Consider the following 13041-nt stretch of genomic DNA (forward strand, 5'->3'; position numbering starts at 1 on the left):
GGACCGGGACCGTGGTCCCCGCCCGGGGCCGTTCGGTCACGTGATCTGGGCCAGGACCTCCTTGGCCGCCTTGAGGGCCGCGCGCTCCATGGTCGTGGCCGAGGGGGGCTTCTCCCCCTCGAAGCCGGCCCCGTCGTAGGAGACCGTCAGGACCACGTTGGAGGTCCTGGCCACCACCGTCACGTCGCGGTAGTTCTCCTTGTCCTTGACCACTTCGGCGCTGACCAACTGCGACTCGTCGCCGACGTCGGCGACGCGGATGGTCGGCTGCTCGCCCTTGCGCACGCCCTCCACGGTGGCCGTGGACTTCTTCAGCTTCCGGAACGCGGCCTTGGCCTGGTCCTCGGCGCTGCCCACGCCCGGGAGGGTGTCGCTGCGCTGGAGCGCCACGTCGAGCCAGCGGTACTGGTAGCCGTTCAGACCGTTCCAACTGCAACTGGCCCTGGCGTTGGCGTCGGGGGACTTGGCCGCGTCGCCCGAGGCGTCCTTGGTCTTCGGCACCAGGTCCTTGACGGTGTTCTTGGACAGGGTCTTGCAGGCGTTCGGAAGCCGGGTGAACTTGGCGGGCTCCAGGCTCGCACTCGGCGACGAGGCCACCGTCGGCGTCGCCGACTTCTCGGACGAGTCCGAGTCGTCGGACGACCCCGAGCAGCCCACGAGGAGCACCGGCACGGCCGCGACGGCGAGCACCCGGGTGAGAGCTTCGGCTATGCGTTGCATGGTGGGCCACAATACGCGGCCCGCGGGAGGCGTCCCGGCGCGGCTACTGCTGGTCCAGCCGCTTGGCCAGGCCCTGCGCGACCAGGTGCGCGAAGCTCTGCAGCCCGCCGTCGGCGGGCGGCTGGGCGCCCTCGCGCGGCCACTGCTGGTACTGCACGGTGACGATGACGTTGTCGTCGCGGAACACCAACCGGACCTCCTGGTGCGGCGGCGCGTCGTCGTCGGACACGTACTCGGTGAGGAACGCCTCGTCCCCTATCCCGCCGACCAGGCGCGGGGCCGGCCCGGTCTCGGACGGCTCCACCTCGTCGCCCGTCCCGTCCGGAAGGCTGGTGCCGGTCGGCACCCCGGCCTGGTCGGCGCTGGCCAGGTAGTCGGCCTTGGCCTGCTCCTCGTCGCTGACCGCGGCGTCGTAGGAGACCACCCGCTCGAAGTCGACGGTGAGCCCCCGGCTGCCGGTGTCGTCGTCGCCGCGCCACATCCACTCGCAGCCGGCCCTGCGGTCGGTGTTGAAGGTGAGGGTGGGCTCTCCCCGCAGGGCGTCCTGATCGTCGTCCTGCCGCGCGTCGGCCCCGGGGTCCTCGTCGCCTTCCGGCATGGTGTCGAACTGGATCTGCTTCAACGCGCTGCGCGGCACCGCGCCACAGGGCTCGGGCAGCGTCTGGAACTTGCCGGGCGGCGCGGGGTCCGCGGGCTCCTGGACACCGTAGGCCTGGGTGCTCGCCCGCGTCTCCTGCTGGTCGGTGGAGGTGCTGCAGGCCCCGACGGCGAGCAGCGTCCCGGCGACCAGCGGTAGCAGTGCCCGCTGAACTCCCCGCGCAGGCACGGCCATTCGCTGCTCCTCTCCCCGGAAACCATTTGCTCCCCCACCCGGGCCATGGCTTGATGGAAGTCGCCACCGGTTCGACCACAGCGAGGAGGGAGGGGGACGTTGGCCCTCATTGTCCATCGCGGATGCCGATGCGTCCGCCTCGACAGAGCTCAGCCATCGCAGTGAGTCCGTCTTTGCGGCTTTGAGCCCGTTTATCTTCCTTGGTTTTTCCCCAATCGTGTCTTCGTTGTGATCAGGAGGCCAATGATGGTTTATGTCGAGGTACCCGGGGACAAGGTGCCGATCCGCATGTGGACGGACCCGGCCACCGTCGAGGACCAGGCCATGCGGCAACTCCGCAACGTCTCCACGCTGCCGTGGATCAGCGGTCTCGCCGTGATGCCGGACGTGCACTACGGCAAGGGGGCGACGGTCGGTTCGGTCATCGCCATGCGCGGTGCGGTCTGCCCGGCCGCCGTGGGGGTGGACATCGGCTGCGGGATGAGCGCCGTGCGGACCTCCCTGACGGCCCGTGACCTGCCGGACGACCTGTCCCGGCTGCGTTCCAGGATCGAGCAGGCCATTCCGGTCGGTCGCGGGATGCACGCCGAGCCGTTGGACCCCGGTCGGCTGCACGGCTTCCCGGCCGCGGACTGGGAACGCTTCTGGGCCGGTTTCGACGGGCTCGCCGAGGCGGTGCGGTTCCGCCGGGAACGGGCGCTCGCCCAGATGGGCACCCTCGGGTCGGGCAACCACTTCATCGAGTTCTGCCTCGACGAGACGGACTCGGTGTGGTTGATGCTGCACTCCGGGTCGCGGAACATCGGCAAGGAACTGGCCGACCATCACATCGGTGTGGCCCAGGGGCTCCCGCACAACCAGGGCCTGGTCGACCGGGACCTCGCCGTCTTCATCGCGGACACCCCGCAGATGGCGGCGTACCGGCAGGACCTGTTCTGGGCCCAGGAGTACGCGCGGCTCAACCGCGCGCTGATGATGGCGCTCTTCACGGACGTGGTCAGCCGGGAGTTCCGCCGGGCCAAGGTGGTCTTCGACGAGCCGATCAGTTGCCACCACAACTACGTCGCCGAGGAGACCTACGACGGCGTGGACCTGTTGGTGACCCGGAAGGGCGCGATCCGTGCCGGCGCGGGTGACCTGGGCATCATCCCGGGTTCCATGGGTACGGGCTCGTACGTCGTCCGCGGTCTGGGCAACCCGGCCTCGTTCAACTCCGCCTCGCACGGGGCGGGCCGCAGGATGAGCCGCAACGCGGCGAAGCGACGGTACTCCACCCGGGACCTGGAGGAGCAGACGCAGGGGGTGGAGTGCCGCAAGGACTCCGGCGTGGTGGACGAGATCCCCGGCGCCTACAAGAAGATAGAGAAGGTCATCGAGCAGCAGCGCGACCTGGTGGAGGTCGTGGCCAAGCTCAAGCAGGTCGTGTGCGTCAAGGGCTGAGGCAACGGGCCCGACGGCGACGGCCTGCCGGCTCCCCGGGCGGCGCGCCCGTGCGGGGGAGCCAGTTCGCTTCCGGTGGTCAGGCACCGGGGGAGGGGGCGCGCCCGGGAACGCCGGGCGCGCGGAGACGGCCGCCCAGGGGGTGCACCCTGGGCGGCCCCGCGCACGCCGCCGGAAGCGCGGAGCCCGGGTGGGCGGGGTGGCCCCGCCGCCGCGCCCTGCGGCGGTGCCCCGGCTACGCGCCGAAGCTCCGGCCCCCGCGCGCCCCGCGACGGCTGTTGGCGCCCGGAACGAGATGGCGCGGCAGCAGGTCACGGGCCGGTTCGCTGTACCCGACGGAGACCAGCTTGTCGCCCTGGTAGGTGAACGAGGTCAGGCTGGCCAGGGAGCACTGTCGGCGGCGCGGGTCGTGCCAGAGCCTGCGGCGCTCGGCGAAGCAGCGGGTGACCCAGATCGGCAACTGGTGGCTGACGCAGACCGCCTCGTGACCCCGGGCCACGTCCCGGGCCGCGGTCACCGCGCCCATCATCCGCACCACCTGCTCGATGTAGGGCTCGCCCCAGGAGGGGCGGAACGGGTTGGTGAGGTGCTTCCAGTGCGACGGGTTGCGCAGGGAGCCGTCGCCCACCCCGAAGGTCTTGCCCTGGAAGACGTTCTCCGCTTCCAGCAGGCGGTCGTCGCTGGCCACCGTCACGCCGTGCTGGGCCGCGATCGGCTGCGCGGTCTCCTGGGCCCGCTCCAGCGGGGACGCCACCACGTACGTGACGTCCCGGTCCGCCAGGTGCACGGCGACCCGGTCGGCCATCTTCCGCCCCAGCTCGGACAGGTGATAGCCCGGGAGCCGCCCGTACAGCACCCCGGTGGGGTTCTCCACCTCTCCGTGCCGCATCAGATGGACGACGGTGATCTCGTTCTCACTCACCCGGGTCTTCCTCCCGCTTCGCTGTCTGGTCTGCCGTGCCCGACCGGTGCGTGGCCGCTGGGGGCGCGCGCCGGTGGGACGTCGCTGGGGGCACGGGCCGGGGGAGCCCCGGCCGCACCGTCGTTACTCGGGCTCCGCCTGCGCCGCGGCGCGGGCCGCCGCCGGCAGCGCCGCCGCGATCCGCTCCACCGCCGCCGCGTCGTGCGCGGCCGAGACGAACCACGACTCGAAGGCCGAGGGCGGAAGGTAGACGCCCTGGGACAGCATCGAGTGGAAGAACGCCGTGAAACGGTACGCCTGCTGGGCCCGGGCCTCGTCGTAGGTGGTCACCGCGGACTCGGTGAAGAACACCGAGAACATGTTCCCGGCGACCTGCACCCGGTGGGCCACGCCCGCCTCGGCCAGTGCCTGGCCGACCAGGGTGGACACCTCGGCCGCGACCCGGTCCACCGTCGCGTAGACCTCGTCGGTGCAGAGCCGGAGCTGGGTCAGTCCCGCGGCGGTGGCCACCGGGTTCCCGGAGAGGGTGCCCGCCTGGTAGACCGGCCCGGCCGGGGCGAGGTGGCCCATGACGTCCGCCCGGCCGCCGAACGCCGCCGCGGGGAAGCCGCCCCCCATCACCTTGCCGAACGTCATCAGGTCGGGGCTGACGCCCTCCAGCCCGTACCAGCCCGCCCTGGACACCCGGAACCCGGTCATCACCTCGTCGGAGACGAACAGCGCCCCGTTGTCCCGGCACAGGTCGGCGAGGCCCTGGTTGAACCCGGGGAGCGGCGGGACGACACCCATGTTGCCGGGGGACGCCTCGGTGATCACACAGGCGATCTCGTCGGGGTGCGCGGCGAAGGCGGTCCGCACGGCCTCGAGGTCGTTGTACGGCAGGACGATGGTGTCGCTGGCCTGGGCACCGGTGACACCGGGGGTGTCCGGCAGCGCGAAGGTGGCCACCCCGGAGCCGGCGGCGGCCAGCAGGGCGTCGACGTGCCCGTGGTAGCAGCCGGCGAACTTCACCACCTTGGACCGGCCGGTGAAGCCCCGGGCGAGCCGGATCGCCGACATGGTCGCCTCGGTGCCGGAGGAGACCAGGCGGACCTGCTCCACCGGAGCCACCCGGGCGACGATCTCCTCGGCGAGCGCCACCTCGCCCTCCCCGGGGGCGCCGAAGGAGGTGCCCCGGGACACGGCCTCCTGGGCGGCGGCGGTGATCTCCGGATGCCGGTGGCCCAAAAGCACCGGTCCCCAGGAGCACACCAGGTCCACGTACTCGCGGCCGTCGGCGTCGGTAAGGTAAGGGCCGGTACCGGACACCATGAACCGGGGCGTACCGCCCACGGCGCGGAAGGCGCGCACCGGAGAGTTCACCCCGCCAGGCGTCACAGCGGCGGCGCGGTCGAACAAGGTCTGCGAAACTGGGGCTTGGTACGGATAGCTCACGAGGGCAATGTTCTCAAAGCCCATCGGGAAAGTGTTGACTGGGCGTTTCGGAGCACCGTTCCTGGACGGGCATCTGAGACGATGATCGGGTTGCGCGGTTGAAGCGACGGATGGTCGGGTAGTCACATGCAGCGCGGTGGTGAACTGGGCGAAGGGGCCGACGACCCCTCCAAGGCTGACCGCGCGCTACCCACAGGCAGGCCGCGCAGGCGACGCTCGCCCAGGCAGGGCCCGACCGGCCCCGACGGAGCCCACAAGGGAGCTGCGGAAGGTGGAATCAGGGGTGGCCGCGTGGGGGTGACCTACAAGTACTTCGGAGCGCCCGACGGCGCTGCCGCCGCCCGCGTCCCGACCTCCTACAGCCGTGAGGAACTGGGCGGCGACGAACTCGGCAACGGCCTGTTCACCAAGGTCAAGCCGGAGACGATGGCCGCCATGGTGCTCACCGGCATCGAGGGCGTCCCCCTGGCCAAGGTCCCGCCGCTCGAGTTGATCGTGCTGCACCCCGACTACGCGGTGGTCAAGCTCCCGACCAGCGTGGTGGACCCGCTGCGCAGGGCCAACGAGGAGACGCTGGGCGCCGCCGCCTTCATCTGGTCCACCGTGCCGGACCGGCGGGGCCCGAGGGACGCCTTCGTCATCTACAAGATGCTCAACGAGTGGCAGAACTTCGCCCAGCGGCTCGACGAGGCCGGCCACCAGCTCTACTGCCTGGTCTGGCCGTAGGGCACACGGCCCCGGGTCCGCCCGGGGCCGTGCCCGACGTCCCCGCGGGCCCCGGGGTACCGTGCTCGGGTGGAAGACACCGAGTTCCGACCGGCGCAGGAGCCGGACCTCCCCGCGATCGTCGCGCTGCTGGCCGACGACCCGCTGGGCGCGAGCCGGGAGAGCCCGGACGACCTCGCCCCCTACCGGGCGGCGTTCGAGCGCCTGCGCGGCGATCCCAACCAGCTCCTGCTGGTGGCGACCGAGCGGGGCGAGGTCGTGGGCACCCTCCAGTTGAGCTTCCTCGCGGGCCTGTCCCGCCGGGGCAGCAGCCGGGCGCTGATCGAAGCCGTGCGCGTCCACCGCGACCAGCGCGGTGAGGGGCTCGGGGGCCGGATGGTGCAGTGGGCCGTGGACGAGGCGCGCCGTCGTGGTTGCGCCCTGATCCAGCTCACGTCCGACGTGACCAGGACGGACGCCCGGCGCTTCTACGAGCGGCTGGGCTTCGTCGCCTCGCACGTGGGGTTCAAGATGCCGCTGTGACCAGCGGCCGGACCACCCCCGACCTCCGTTGACGCCGCACACCGGCCCATGGAGGATCGGCGGGTACGGCCGGACCGGTCACCGTTCACCACACCTGGGAAGGACACACCTGGCATGGCACCCACCGCAGTCGTCACCGGGGCCAGCAGCGGCATCGGCGCGGCCACCGCGCGCCGGCTCGCCGCGGCGGGCTACCGGGTGGTCCTCGCGGCACGGCGTGCGGACCGCGTCGAGGCGCTCGCGGCCGAACTGACCGACCGCGGACACCAGGCCGTCCCCCAGGTGCTCGACGTCACCGACCGTGCCGCCGTGGACGCCTTCGCCGCCGCGCTCGACCGCTGCGACGTGCTGGTCAACAACGCCGGCGGGGCGCTGGGCGCCGACCCCGTGGCCACCGCGGACCCGGCCGACTGGCGGGCGATGTTCGAGGTCAACGTCATGGGGACGCTGCACGTGACCCAGGCGCTGCTGCCCGCGCTGCGGGCGAGTGGGGACGGCACCGTGGTGGTGCTCTCCTCCACCGCCGGGCACGTCGCCTACGAGGGCGGGGGCGGCTACGTGGCGGCGAAGCACGGGGCGCACGCGCTGGCCGGGACGCTGCGCCTGGAGCTGTGTGGTGAGCCGGTGCGGGTGATCGAGGTCGCCCCGGGGATGGTGCGCACCGACGAGTTCGCGCTCAACCGGTACCGCGGTGACGGGGACAAGGCCGCCGCCGTCTACGCCGGGGTGGCCGGGCCCCTGGTCGCCGACGACGTCGCCGACGCGGTGGCCTGGGCGGTGACCAGGCCGAGTCACGTCAACGTGGACCTGCTGGTGCTGCGCCCGCGCGCGCAGGCGGCACAGCACAAGGTGCACCGGGACGGCTGAGGCGCCCGCCAGGGCGGTCGCGGCCCGGTGGGGGCCGGCCCCGGGTGCCGGCTCTCCCTCCGTGGTCTTCGTTCTCCCCGTCTTCCTCTCCGCTGTTTGTTCGTTTCCGGGTAGGGGCACGCGCCCCTACGGGACGAAACAGAACAGACAGGAATCCGTCGGTACCAGACGGACATCGATGAAACACGGAGAGGAACGGTGACCAACGTGGAGTCGACCCTTCAGGGCAAGAAGATCGCCTTTGTCGTGGCTCCCGAGGGCGTCGAGCAGGTCGAGCTGACCGAACCGTGGCGAACCGTGCAGGAGGCAGGGGGCACGCCACACCTGGTGTCCACCCGCCGCGGCGACATCCAGGCCTTCCACCACCTGGACCGGGCGGACACCTTCCCGGTGGACGAGACCGTGGAGACCGCGGACGTCGCCGAGTACGACGGCCTCGTGCTCCCCGGCGGCGTGGCCAACCCGGACTACCTGCGGATGGACGAGCGCGCCGTCGCCTTCGTCAGGAGCTTCTTCGACGCGGGCAAGCCGGTGGCCGTGATCTGCCACGGGCCGTGGACCCTCATCGAGGCCGACGTGGTCCGCGACCGTGTGATGACCTCGTGGCCCAGCCTGCGCACCGACCTGCGCAACGCCGGCGCGACCTGGGTGGACGAGCAGGTCAGGGTCTGTGACCACGGGCCCAACAAGCTGATCAGCAGCCGGATGCCGGACGACCTCAAGGCGTTCGACGAGGCGCTGCTCACCGAGTTCGCCAAGTGAACCGGAGCGCGCGGCGACCCGGGGGACGTCGGACCGCACGGTAACCGACCCCAGCCAGTGACCGGGTCACCGGCGCACAGCACGGCCCGACGGCCGCCCGGCACGCCGCGGGCGGCCGTCGGGCCTGGTCAGCGGTGACTTGCGGAAAGACGGGAGGGGCGGTAAAGGCTCTGAATCCTGGCATGCGAAACTTTTCACATGAGTGTGACACCCGCCCGCCGCTCCCGCGCACACCGAGCCGTGGCTCTGTCCGGGGCCGTGGCCGTCGCCATGGCCGTGGTGGCCGGTTGCAGTACCGCCAACGAGGCCTCGGGCGGGGAAGGACAGGGCTTCGTCAGCGGGGACGTACGGGTTGACCAGTACTCCCCGGGCGAGCGCAAGGACGCGCCGGAGCTGTCCGGCAAGACGCTCCAGGGCGAACCACTGGACCTCGCGGACTACCGGGGCAAGGTGGTGGTCCTCAACGTCTGGGGCTCCTGGTGCGCCCCCTGCCGGGCCGAGGCCAAGCACCTGAAGAAGGTGTCCGAGGAGACCGCCGACCAGGGCGTGCAGTTCATCGGGATCAACACCCGTGACACCAACGCCAACGCCCGCGCGTTCGAGCGCAACCACGAGATCACGTTCCCCAGCGTCTCCGACCGCTACGGCAAGCTGGTGGCCAGGTTCCGCGGCTCGGTGCCGCCCAGCGCCATCCCCACCACGCTCGTCATCGACCGGCAGGGACGGATCGCGGCGAGGGTGCTCAACGCCGTCAGCGACAAGGAACTGCGGAAGATGCTCACCCCGCTGATCGCGGAGCGGACGTGAACGAGACGGTCGCGAACGGGGCGCTGCTGCTCGCCGTTCCGGTGGCGCTGATCGGCGGGCTGGTGTCGTTCTTCTCCCCGTGCGTGCTCCCGCTGGTACCCGGCTACCTCTCGTACGTGACCGGGACCTCCGGCAGCGACCTCGCGCAGGCCAGACGGGGCCGGGTGGCCCTCGGCGCCGCCCTGTTCGTGGCCGGTTTCTCCGCGGTCTTCGTGTCCGGGGGGCTGCTCTTCGGCGGCTTCGGGTCCCGGCTCCAGGAGCACCAGGACGTCATCACCCGGGTGCTGGGGGCGCTGACCATCGTGCTCGGGCTCTCCTTCATGGGGTCGTTGAGAATCCTCGACCGGGTGCTGCAACGCGAGGTGCGCTGGCACTGGAAGCCGGCGATGGGCCTGGCCGGGGCGCCGATGTTGGGCGTGCTCTTCGGGATCGGCTGGGTGCCGTGCACCGGCCCGACGCTGGCCGCCGTGAACACCCTGGCCTACACCGAGGCGAGCGCCGGTCGCGGCGCCTTGCTCACCGCGGTCTACTGCCTGGGCCTGGGCGTGCCGTTCATCGTCACCGCGGTGGCGTTCCGTCGCGCGCTGGGGATGTTCGCGTTCATCAAGAAGCACTACGTGTGGGTCATGCGCATCGGCGGCGGCATGCTCGTCACCGTCGGCGTCCTGCTGGTCACCGGGGCCTGGGACGGGATCGTCAACGATCTGCAAGTGTGGTCCGCCGACTTCACCGTGGGGATCTGAGGCATGGCCGACTCGACCAGGACCGCCACCGCCGAATCCGGCGCCGTCACCGAGCAGGAACGGGACGACGAGCTGCTCCAGGACGCCGAACGGCTGAGCAGCGCCCCCCGGGAGGAGGACCCCGGGGAGGGCCCCGGCCCGGTGGGCATCGGCCTGGTGGGCTGGCTGCGCTGGTTCTGGCGGCAGCTGACCTCGATGCGGGTCGCCCTGCTGCTGCTGTTCCTGCTCTCGATCGCCGCGATCCCCGGGTCGCTGGTCCCGCAGGAGGGCACGAGCGAGGGCCAGTTCAAGGTCCTGGAGTTCAAGGAGCAGCACCCGACGCTGGGGCCGCTCTACGATCGCCTGGGCCTGTTCGACGTGTACAGCTCCGCCTGGTTCTCAGCGATCTACATCCTGCTCTTCGTCTCCCTCGCCGGCTGCATCCTGCCGCGGAGCTGGCAGTTCTTCCAGGCGTTGCGCTCCAGGCCACCGGCCGCCCCGCGGAACCTCAGCCGGCTGCCGGTGCACACCACCTGGGAGACGGCCGTGGACCGCGACGAGGTGCTGGCCGCGGCGACGCGCATCCTGAAGCGGCGGCGGTTCCGGGCGCACCTCGGCGACGGGGCGGTGGCCGCGGAGAAGGGCTACCTGCGCGAGGCCGGCAACCTGGTCTTCCACATCTCGCTGTTCGGGCTGCTGGTGGCCGTCGCCCTCGGGCACCTGTTCAGCGCCTCGGGGAACAAGCTGGTGGTCGAGGGGGACGGGTTCGCGAACTCGCTCACCCAGTACGACGACTTCTCCTCCGGGCCGCTCTACGACGACGAGGCGGACCTCGACGCCTTCGGCTTCACCCTGGACGACTTCAGGTCGGCGTTCGAGGAGTCCGGCAGCCAGCGGGGCACCGCCCGCAAGTTCGAGGCGGACCTTACCTACTGGACCGGCGACGGCGAGCGGACCAAGAAGACCACCATCAAGGTCAACTCACCGCTGAAGGTCGGCGGGACCAAGATCTACCTGGTGGGCTTCGGCTACGCCCCCGTGGTCACGGTCCGCGACGGTCAGGGCCAGGTCGCCTACCAGGGTCCGGTCGCCTGTCTCCCGCAGGACGCCAACACCACGTCCACCTGCGTGATCAAGGTTCCGGACTACGTGGACGAGAACGGGAAGAAGACCCAGCTCGGCTTCACCGGCACCTTCGTCCCCACCTTCGGCGGCGCCACGGAGCGCGGCATGGTCTCCCAGTTCCCCTCGCTGAAGTTCCCGGCGCTCTTCCTCACCGCCTACCGCGGTGACCTGGGCATCGACTCGGGACTGCCGCAGAACGTCTACCAGCTCAAGACCAAGAACATGAAGCAGTTCAAGAAGGCCAACGGAGATCCGTTCGCCAAGTACCTGCTCCCCGAGGAGAAGATGGAGCTGCCGGGCGGGGCGGGGACGCTGGAGTTCACCGGGATCAAGGAGTACGCCCAGTTCGAGGTCAGTGAGAAGCCGGGCAAGGGGCTGGCGCTGGCCAGTGCCTCGCTGGCGTTGCTGGGACTGATCTGCTCGCTGTTCGTCCAGCGCCGCCGGGTGTGGGTCCGGGCGACCCCGACCGAGGGCGGCGGTACCGTCGTGTCGATGGCGGGGCTGGCCCGCAGTGAGTCGGCCAAGATCGCGGAAGAGCTCGCCGACATCGCCGTGGAACTGCACGACGACGCGGAGCCCAGCCGTTCGGAGAAGGAGTGAGACGTGTTCGTCGCCGCCGAGGTCAATGACAACCTCGCCCAGATCAGCAATGTGTTGATGTACTCGGCGATGGCCGTGTACACCCTGTCGTTCCTGGCCCACTGCATGGAGTGGGTGTTCGGCAGCCGCAGTCGGGTCGCGGTGCAGTCCGCGGCGCTGGCCGCGGCCTCCCGGGCGTCCGAGGCGGCGGAGGCGGCGAAGGCCTCGGCGGTCTCGGTGACGGTGGCGACCCGGGGCGGGGGCACCATGACGCTGGAGCGGCCCCGGGTGGTGACCCGGTCCGCCGGCCGCCCGGCGAAGGACGGGCCCGGTGCCGCCGGCACCGACCAGCGGGCCGACGTGCTGGGCCGGATGGCGGTCTCCCTGACCGCGCTGGCCTTCGTGCTGCACTTCGGTTCCGTGGTGGCGCGCGGGGTCTCGGTCCAGCGTCCGCCGTGGGGCAACATGTACGAGTTCTCCACCGCGTTCTCGCTGATGGCCGTCGGCACCTACCTGGGCCTGCTCCTCGCCAAGCGGCCGGTGCGCTGGCTCGGCCTGCCGGTGACCACGGCGGTGCTGCTCGACCTCGGCCTCGCGGTGAGCGTGCTGTACACCGAGTCGGACCAACTGGTGCCGGCCCTGGACTCGTACTGGCTGTGGATCCACGTCTCCACGGCGATCATCTCCGGCGCGGCCCTGTACCTGGGCGCGGTGGCGGCCGTGCTGTACCTGTTCAAGGACCGTTACGAGGCGGCGCGGCTGGCGGGACGCGACGGCGGGCGGCTCGCCACCGTCTGGCAGCGCCTCCCCTCCGCGGCATCCCTGGACAAGTTCGCCTACCGGGTCAACGCGCTGATCTTCCCGCTGTACACGTTCGCGATCATCGCCGGGGCGATCTGGGCGGAGGCCGCGTGGGGCCGCTACTGGGGCTGGGACCCCAAGGAGATCTGGTCCTTCGTCACCTGGGTCGGCTACGCCGCCTACCTGCACGCCAGGGCCACCGCCGGCTGGAAGGGCCGCCGGGCCGCCTACCTGGCCCTGATCGCCTTCGCCTGCTTCCTGTTCAACTACTACGGCGTCAACATCTTCATCACCGGCAAGCACTCCTACGCGGGAGTCTGACCCGGACCGTCACCGGCCGCCGTCGGGTCCGCCCGGCGGCGGCCGGTTCGCGTCCGGGCGGGGAGCCCGCGCGGGCCCGCCGGCGCTCAGTGGGTGTCGTCCTCGTCCCGCTTCTTCTCCAGGGACCTGAGGAACTCGGGATTGTCGTCCGGGGCCACGAACCCGCCGGAGCCCGCCGGGCGGGGACCGAGGCGGGGAGCGAAGCCGCCGCGCTCGCGACCGGCGATCAGCCAGGCCACAGGTCCGATCAGCACCGTGCCGAACAGCAGGACGATCAGGACCCAGGCGACCTTGGGCAGGTGCCGCACCTTGTCCTCCGGCGTGGTCAGGCAGTCGATGAACGCGTAGGTCCACAACGCCAGGACCAGCAGGATCGGCAGATACCTGGTCATGGTGGTCACCGGTCCTTCGTGAGTGGGGGTCTGGCCGGAGTCGCGAGGGGCCGGAGGATGGCCCCTGCC

The 13041-nt window shown here is 71.3% G+C and carries 14 protein-coding genes; 9 read left to right on the forward strand and 5 right to left on the reverse strand.

Translation table 11 applies throughout. From position 1 onward, the window contains the following. Positions 1-36 precede the first annotated feature (36 nt). Both A3IG_RS0110870 and A3IG_RS0110875 read right to left on the reverse strand, forming a co-directional pair. Positions 37-720 carry a hypothetical protein gene (locus A3IG_RS0110870; protein ID WP_018383593.1) on the reverse strand — a complete coding sequence of 228 codons (684 nt, stop codon included), beginning with the start codon at positions 718-720 and terminating at the stop codon, positions 37-39. Positions 721-763: 43 nt separating this feature from the next. Then, positions 764-1552: a DUF3558 domain-containing protein gene (locus A3IG_RS0110875; RefSeq protein ID WP_018383594.1), complete on the reverse strand. Its 789-nt coding sequence runs from the start codon at positions 1550-1552 to the stop codon at positions 764-766. A 246-nt stretch (positions 1553-1798) separates the two neighbouring features. Here A3IG_RS0110875 and A3IG_RS0110880 point away from each other — a divergent pair, with 246 nt between their 5' ends. Then, the gene (locus A3IG_RS0110880; RefSeq protein WP_026220134.1) at positions 1799-2992 is read left to right on the forward strand and encodes an RtcB family protein; all 1194 of its coding nucleotides are present in this window, start codon (positions 1799-1801) and stop codon (positions 2990-2992) included. Positions 2993-3227: 235 nt separating this feature from the next. On the opposite strand, the gene A3IG_RS0110885 is transcribed toward A3IG_RS0110880, so the two are convergent. Continuing rightward, positions 3228-3881: a histidine phosphatase family protein gene (locus tag A3IG_RS0110885; protein ID WP_051087457.1), complete on the reverse strand. Its 654-nt coding sequence runs from the start codon at positions 3879-3881 to the stop codon at positions 3228-3230. Between the two features lie 156 nt (positions 3882-4037). Beyond that, positions 4038-5372 (reverse strand): glutamate-1-semialdehyde 2,1-aminomutase, encoded by a 1335-nt coding sequence (gene hemL, locus A3IG_RS0110890; RefSeq protein ID WP_407701020.1) that lies wholly within the window; start codon positions 5370-5372, stop codon positions 4038-4040. A 102-nt stretch (positions 5373-5474) separates the two neighbouring features. Here hemL and A3IG_RS0110895 point away from each other — a divergent pair, with 102 nt between their 5' ends. The 8 genes from A3IG_RS0110895 (at position 5475) to ccsB (ending at position 12580) form a co-directional block, all read left to right on the forward strand. Continuing rightward, on the forward strand, positions 5475-6074 hold the full coding sequence (locus A3IG_RS0110895; protein ID WP_201787460.1) for a hypothetical protein: 600 nt from the start codon (positions 5475-5477) through the stop codon (positions 6072-6074). A gap of 69 nt (positions 6075-6143) precedes the next feature. Next, the gene (locus A3IG_RS0110900) at positions 6144-6596 is read left to right on the forward strand and encodes a GNAT family N-acetyltransferase (RefSeq protein WP_018383599.1); all 453 of its coding nucleotides are present in this window, start codon (positions 6144-6146) and stop codon (positions 6594-6596) included. Positions 6597-6710: 114 nt separating this feature from the next. Then, positions 6711-7463: an SDR family oxidoreductase gene (locus A3IG_RS0110905; RefSeq protein ID WP_018383600.1), complete on the forward strand. Its 753-nt coding sequence runs from the start codon at positions 6711-6713 to the stop codon at positions 7461-7463. 198 nt (positions 7464-7661) lie between these two features. Then, positions 7662-8225, forward strand: coding sequence for a type 1 glutamine amidotransferase domain-containing protein (locus A3IG_RS0110910; protein ID WP_018383601.1), 564 nt, complete (start codon positions 7662-7664; stop codon positions 8223-8225). A 198-nt stretch (positions 8226-8423) separates the two neighbouring features. After that, a complete protein-coding gene (locus A3IG_RS0110915; protein WP_051087455.1) occupies positions 8424-9032 on the forward strand; it encodes a TlpA family protein disulfide reductase in 609 nt (202 codons plus the stop codon). Next, a complete protein-coding gene (locus A3IG_RS0110920; RefSeq protein WP_018383603.1) occupies positions 9029-9775 on the forward strand; it encodes a cytochrome c biogenesis CcdA family protein in 747 nt (248 codons plus the stop codon). Before A3IG_RS0110915 ends, A3IG_RS0110920 begins: the two co-directional genes overlap by 4 nt. A 3-nt stretch (positions 9776-9778) precedes the next feature. Beyond that, the gene (gene resB / locus A3IG_RS29295) at positions 9779-11479 is read left to right on the forward strand and encodes a cytochrome c biogenesis protein ResB (protein ID WP_018383604.1); all 1701 of its coding nucleotides are present in this window, start codon (positions 9779-9781) and stop codon (positions 11477-11479) included. A 3-nt stretch (positions 11480-11482) separates the two neighbouring features. Continuing rightward, positions 11483-12580, forward strand: a complete 1098-nt coding sequence (gene ccsB, locus A3IG_RS0110930) for a c-type cytochrome biogenesis protein CcsB (RefSeq protein WP_018383605.1) — start codon at positions 11483-11485, stop codon at positions 12578-12580. Between the two features lie 86 nt (positions 12581-12666). Here the strand turns inward: ccsB and A3IG_RS0110935 are convergent, their stop codons facing one another. Then, the gene (locus tag A3IG_RS0110935) at positions 12667-12972 is read right to left on the reverse strand and encodes a PLD nuclease N-terminal domain-containing protein (RefSeq protein WP_026220137.1); all 306 of its coding nucleotides are present in this window, start codon (positions 12970-12972) and stop codon (positions 12667-12669) included. Positions 12973-13041: the final 69 nt, after the last annotated feature.

The organism is Wenjunlia vitaminophila DSM 41686, assembly GCF_000380165.1.
GTDB lineage: Bacteria > Actinomycetota > Actinomycetes > Streptomycetales > Streptomycetaceae > Wenjunlia > Wenjunlia vitaminophila.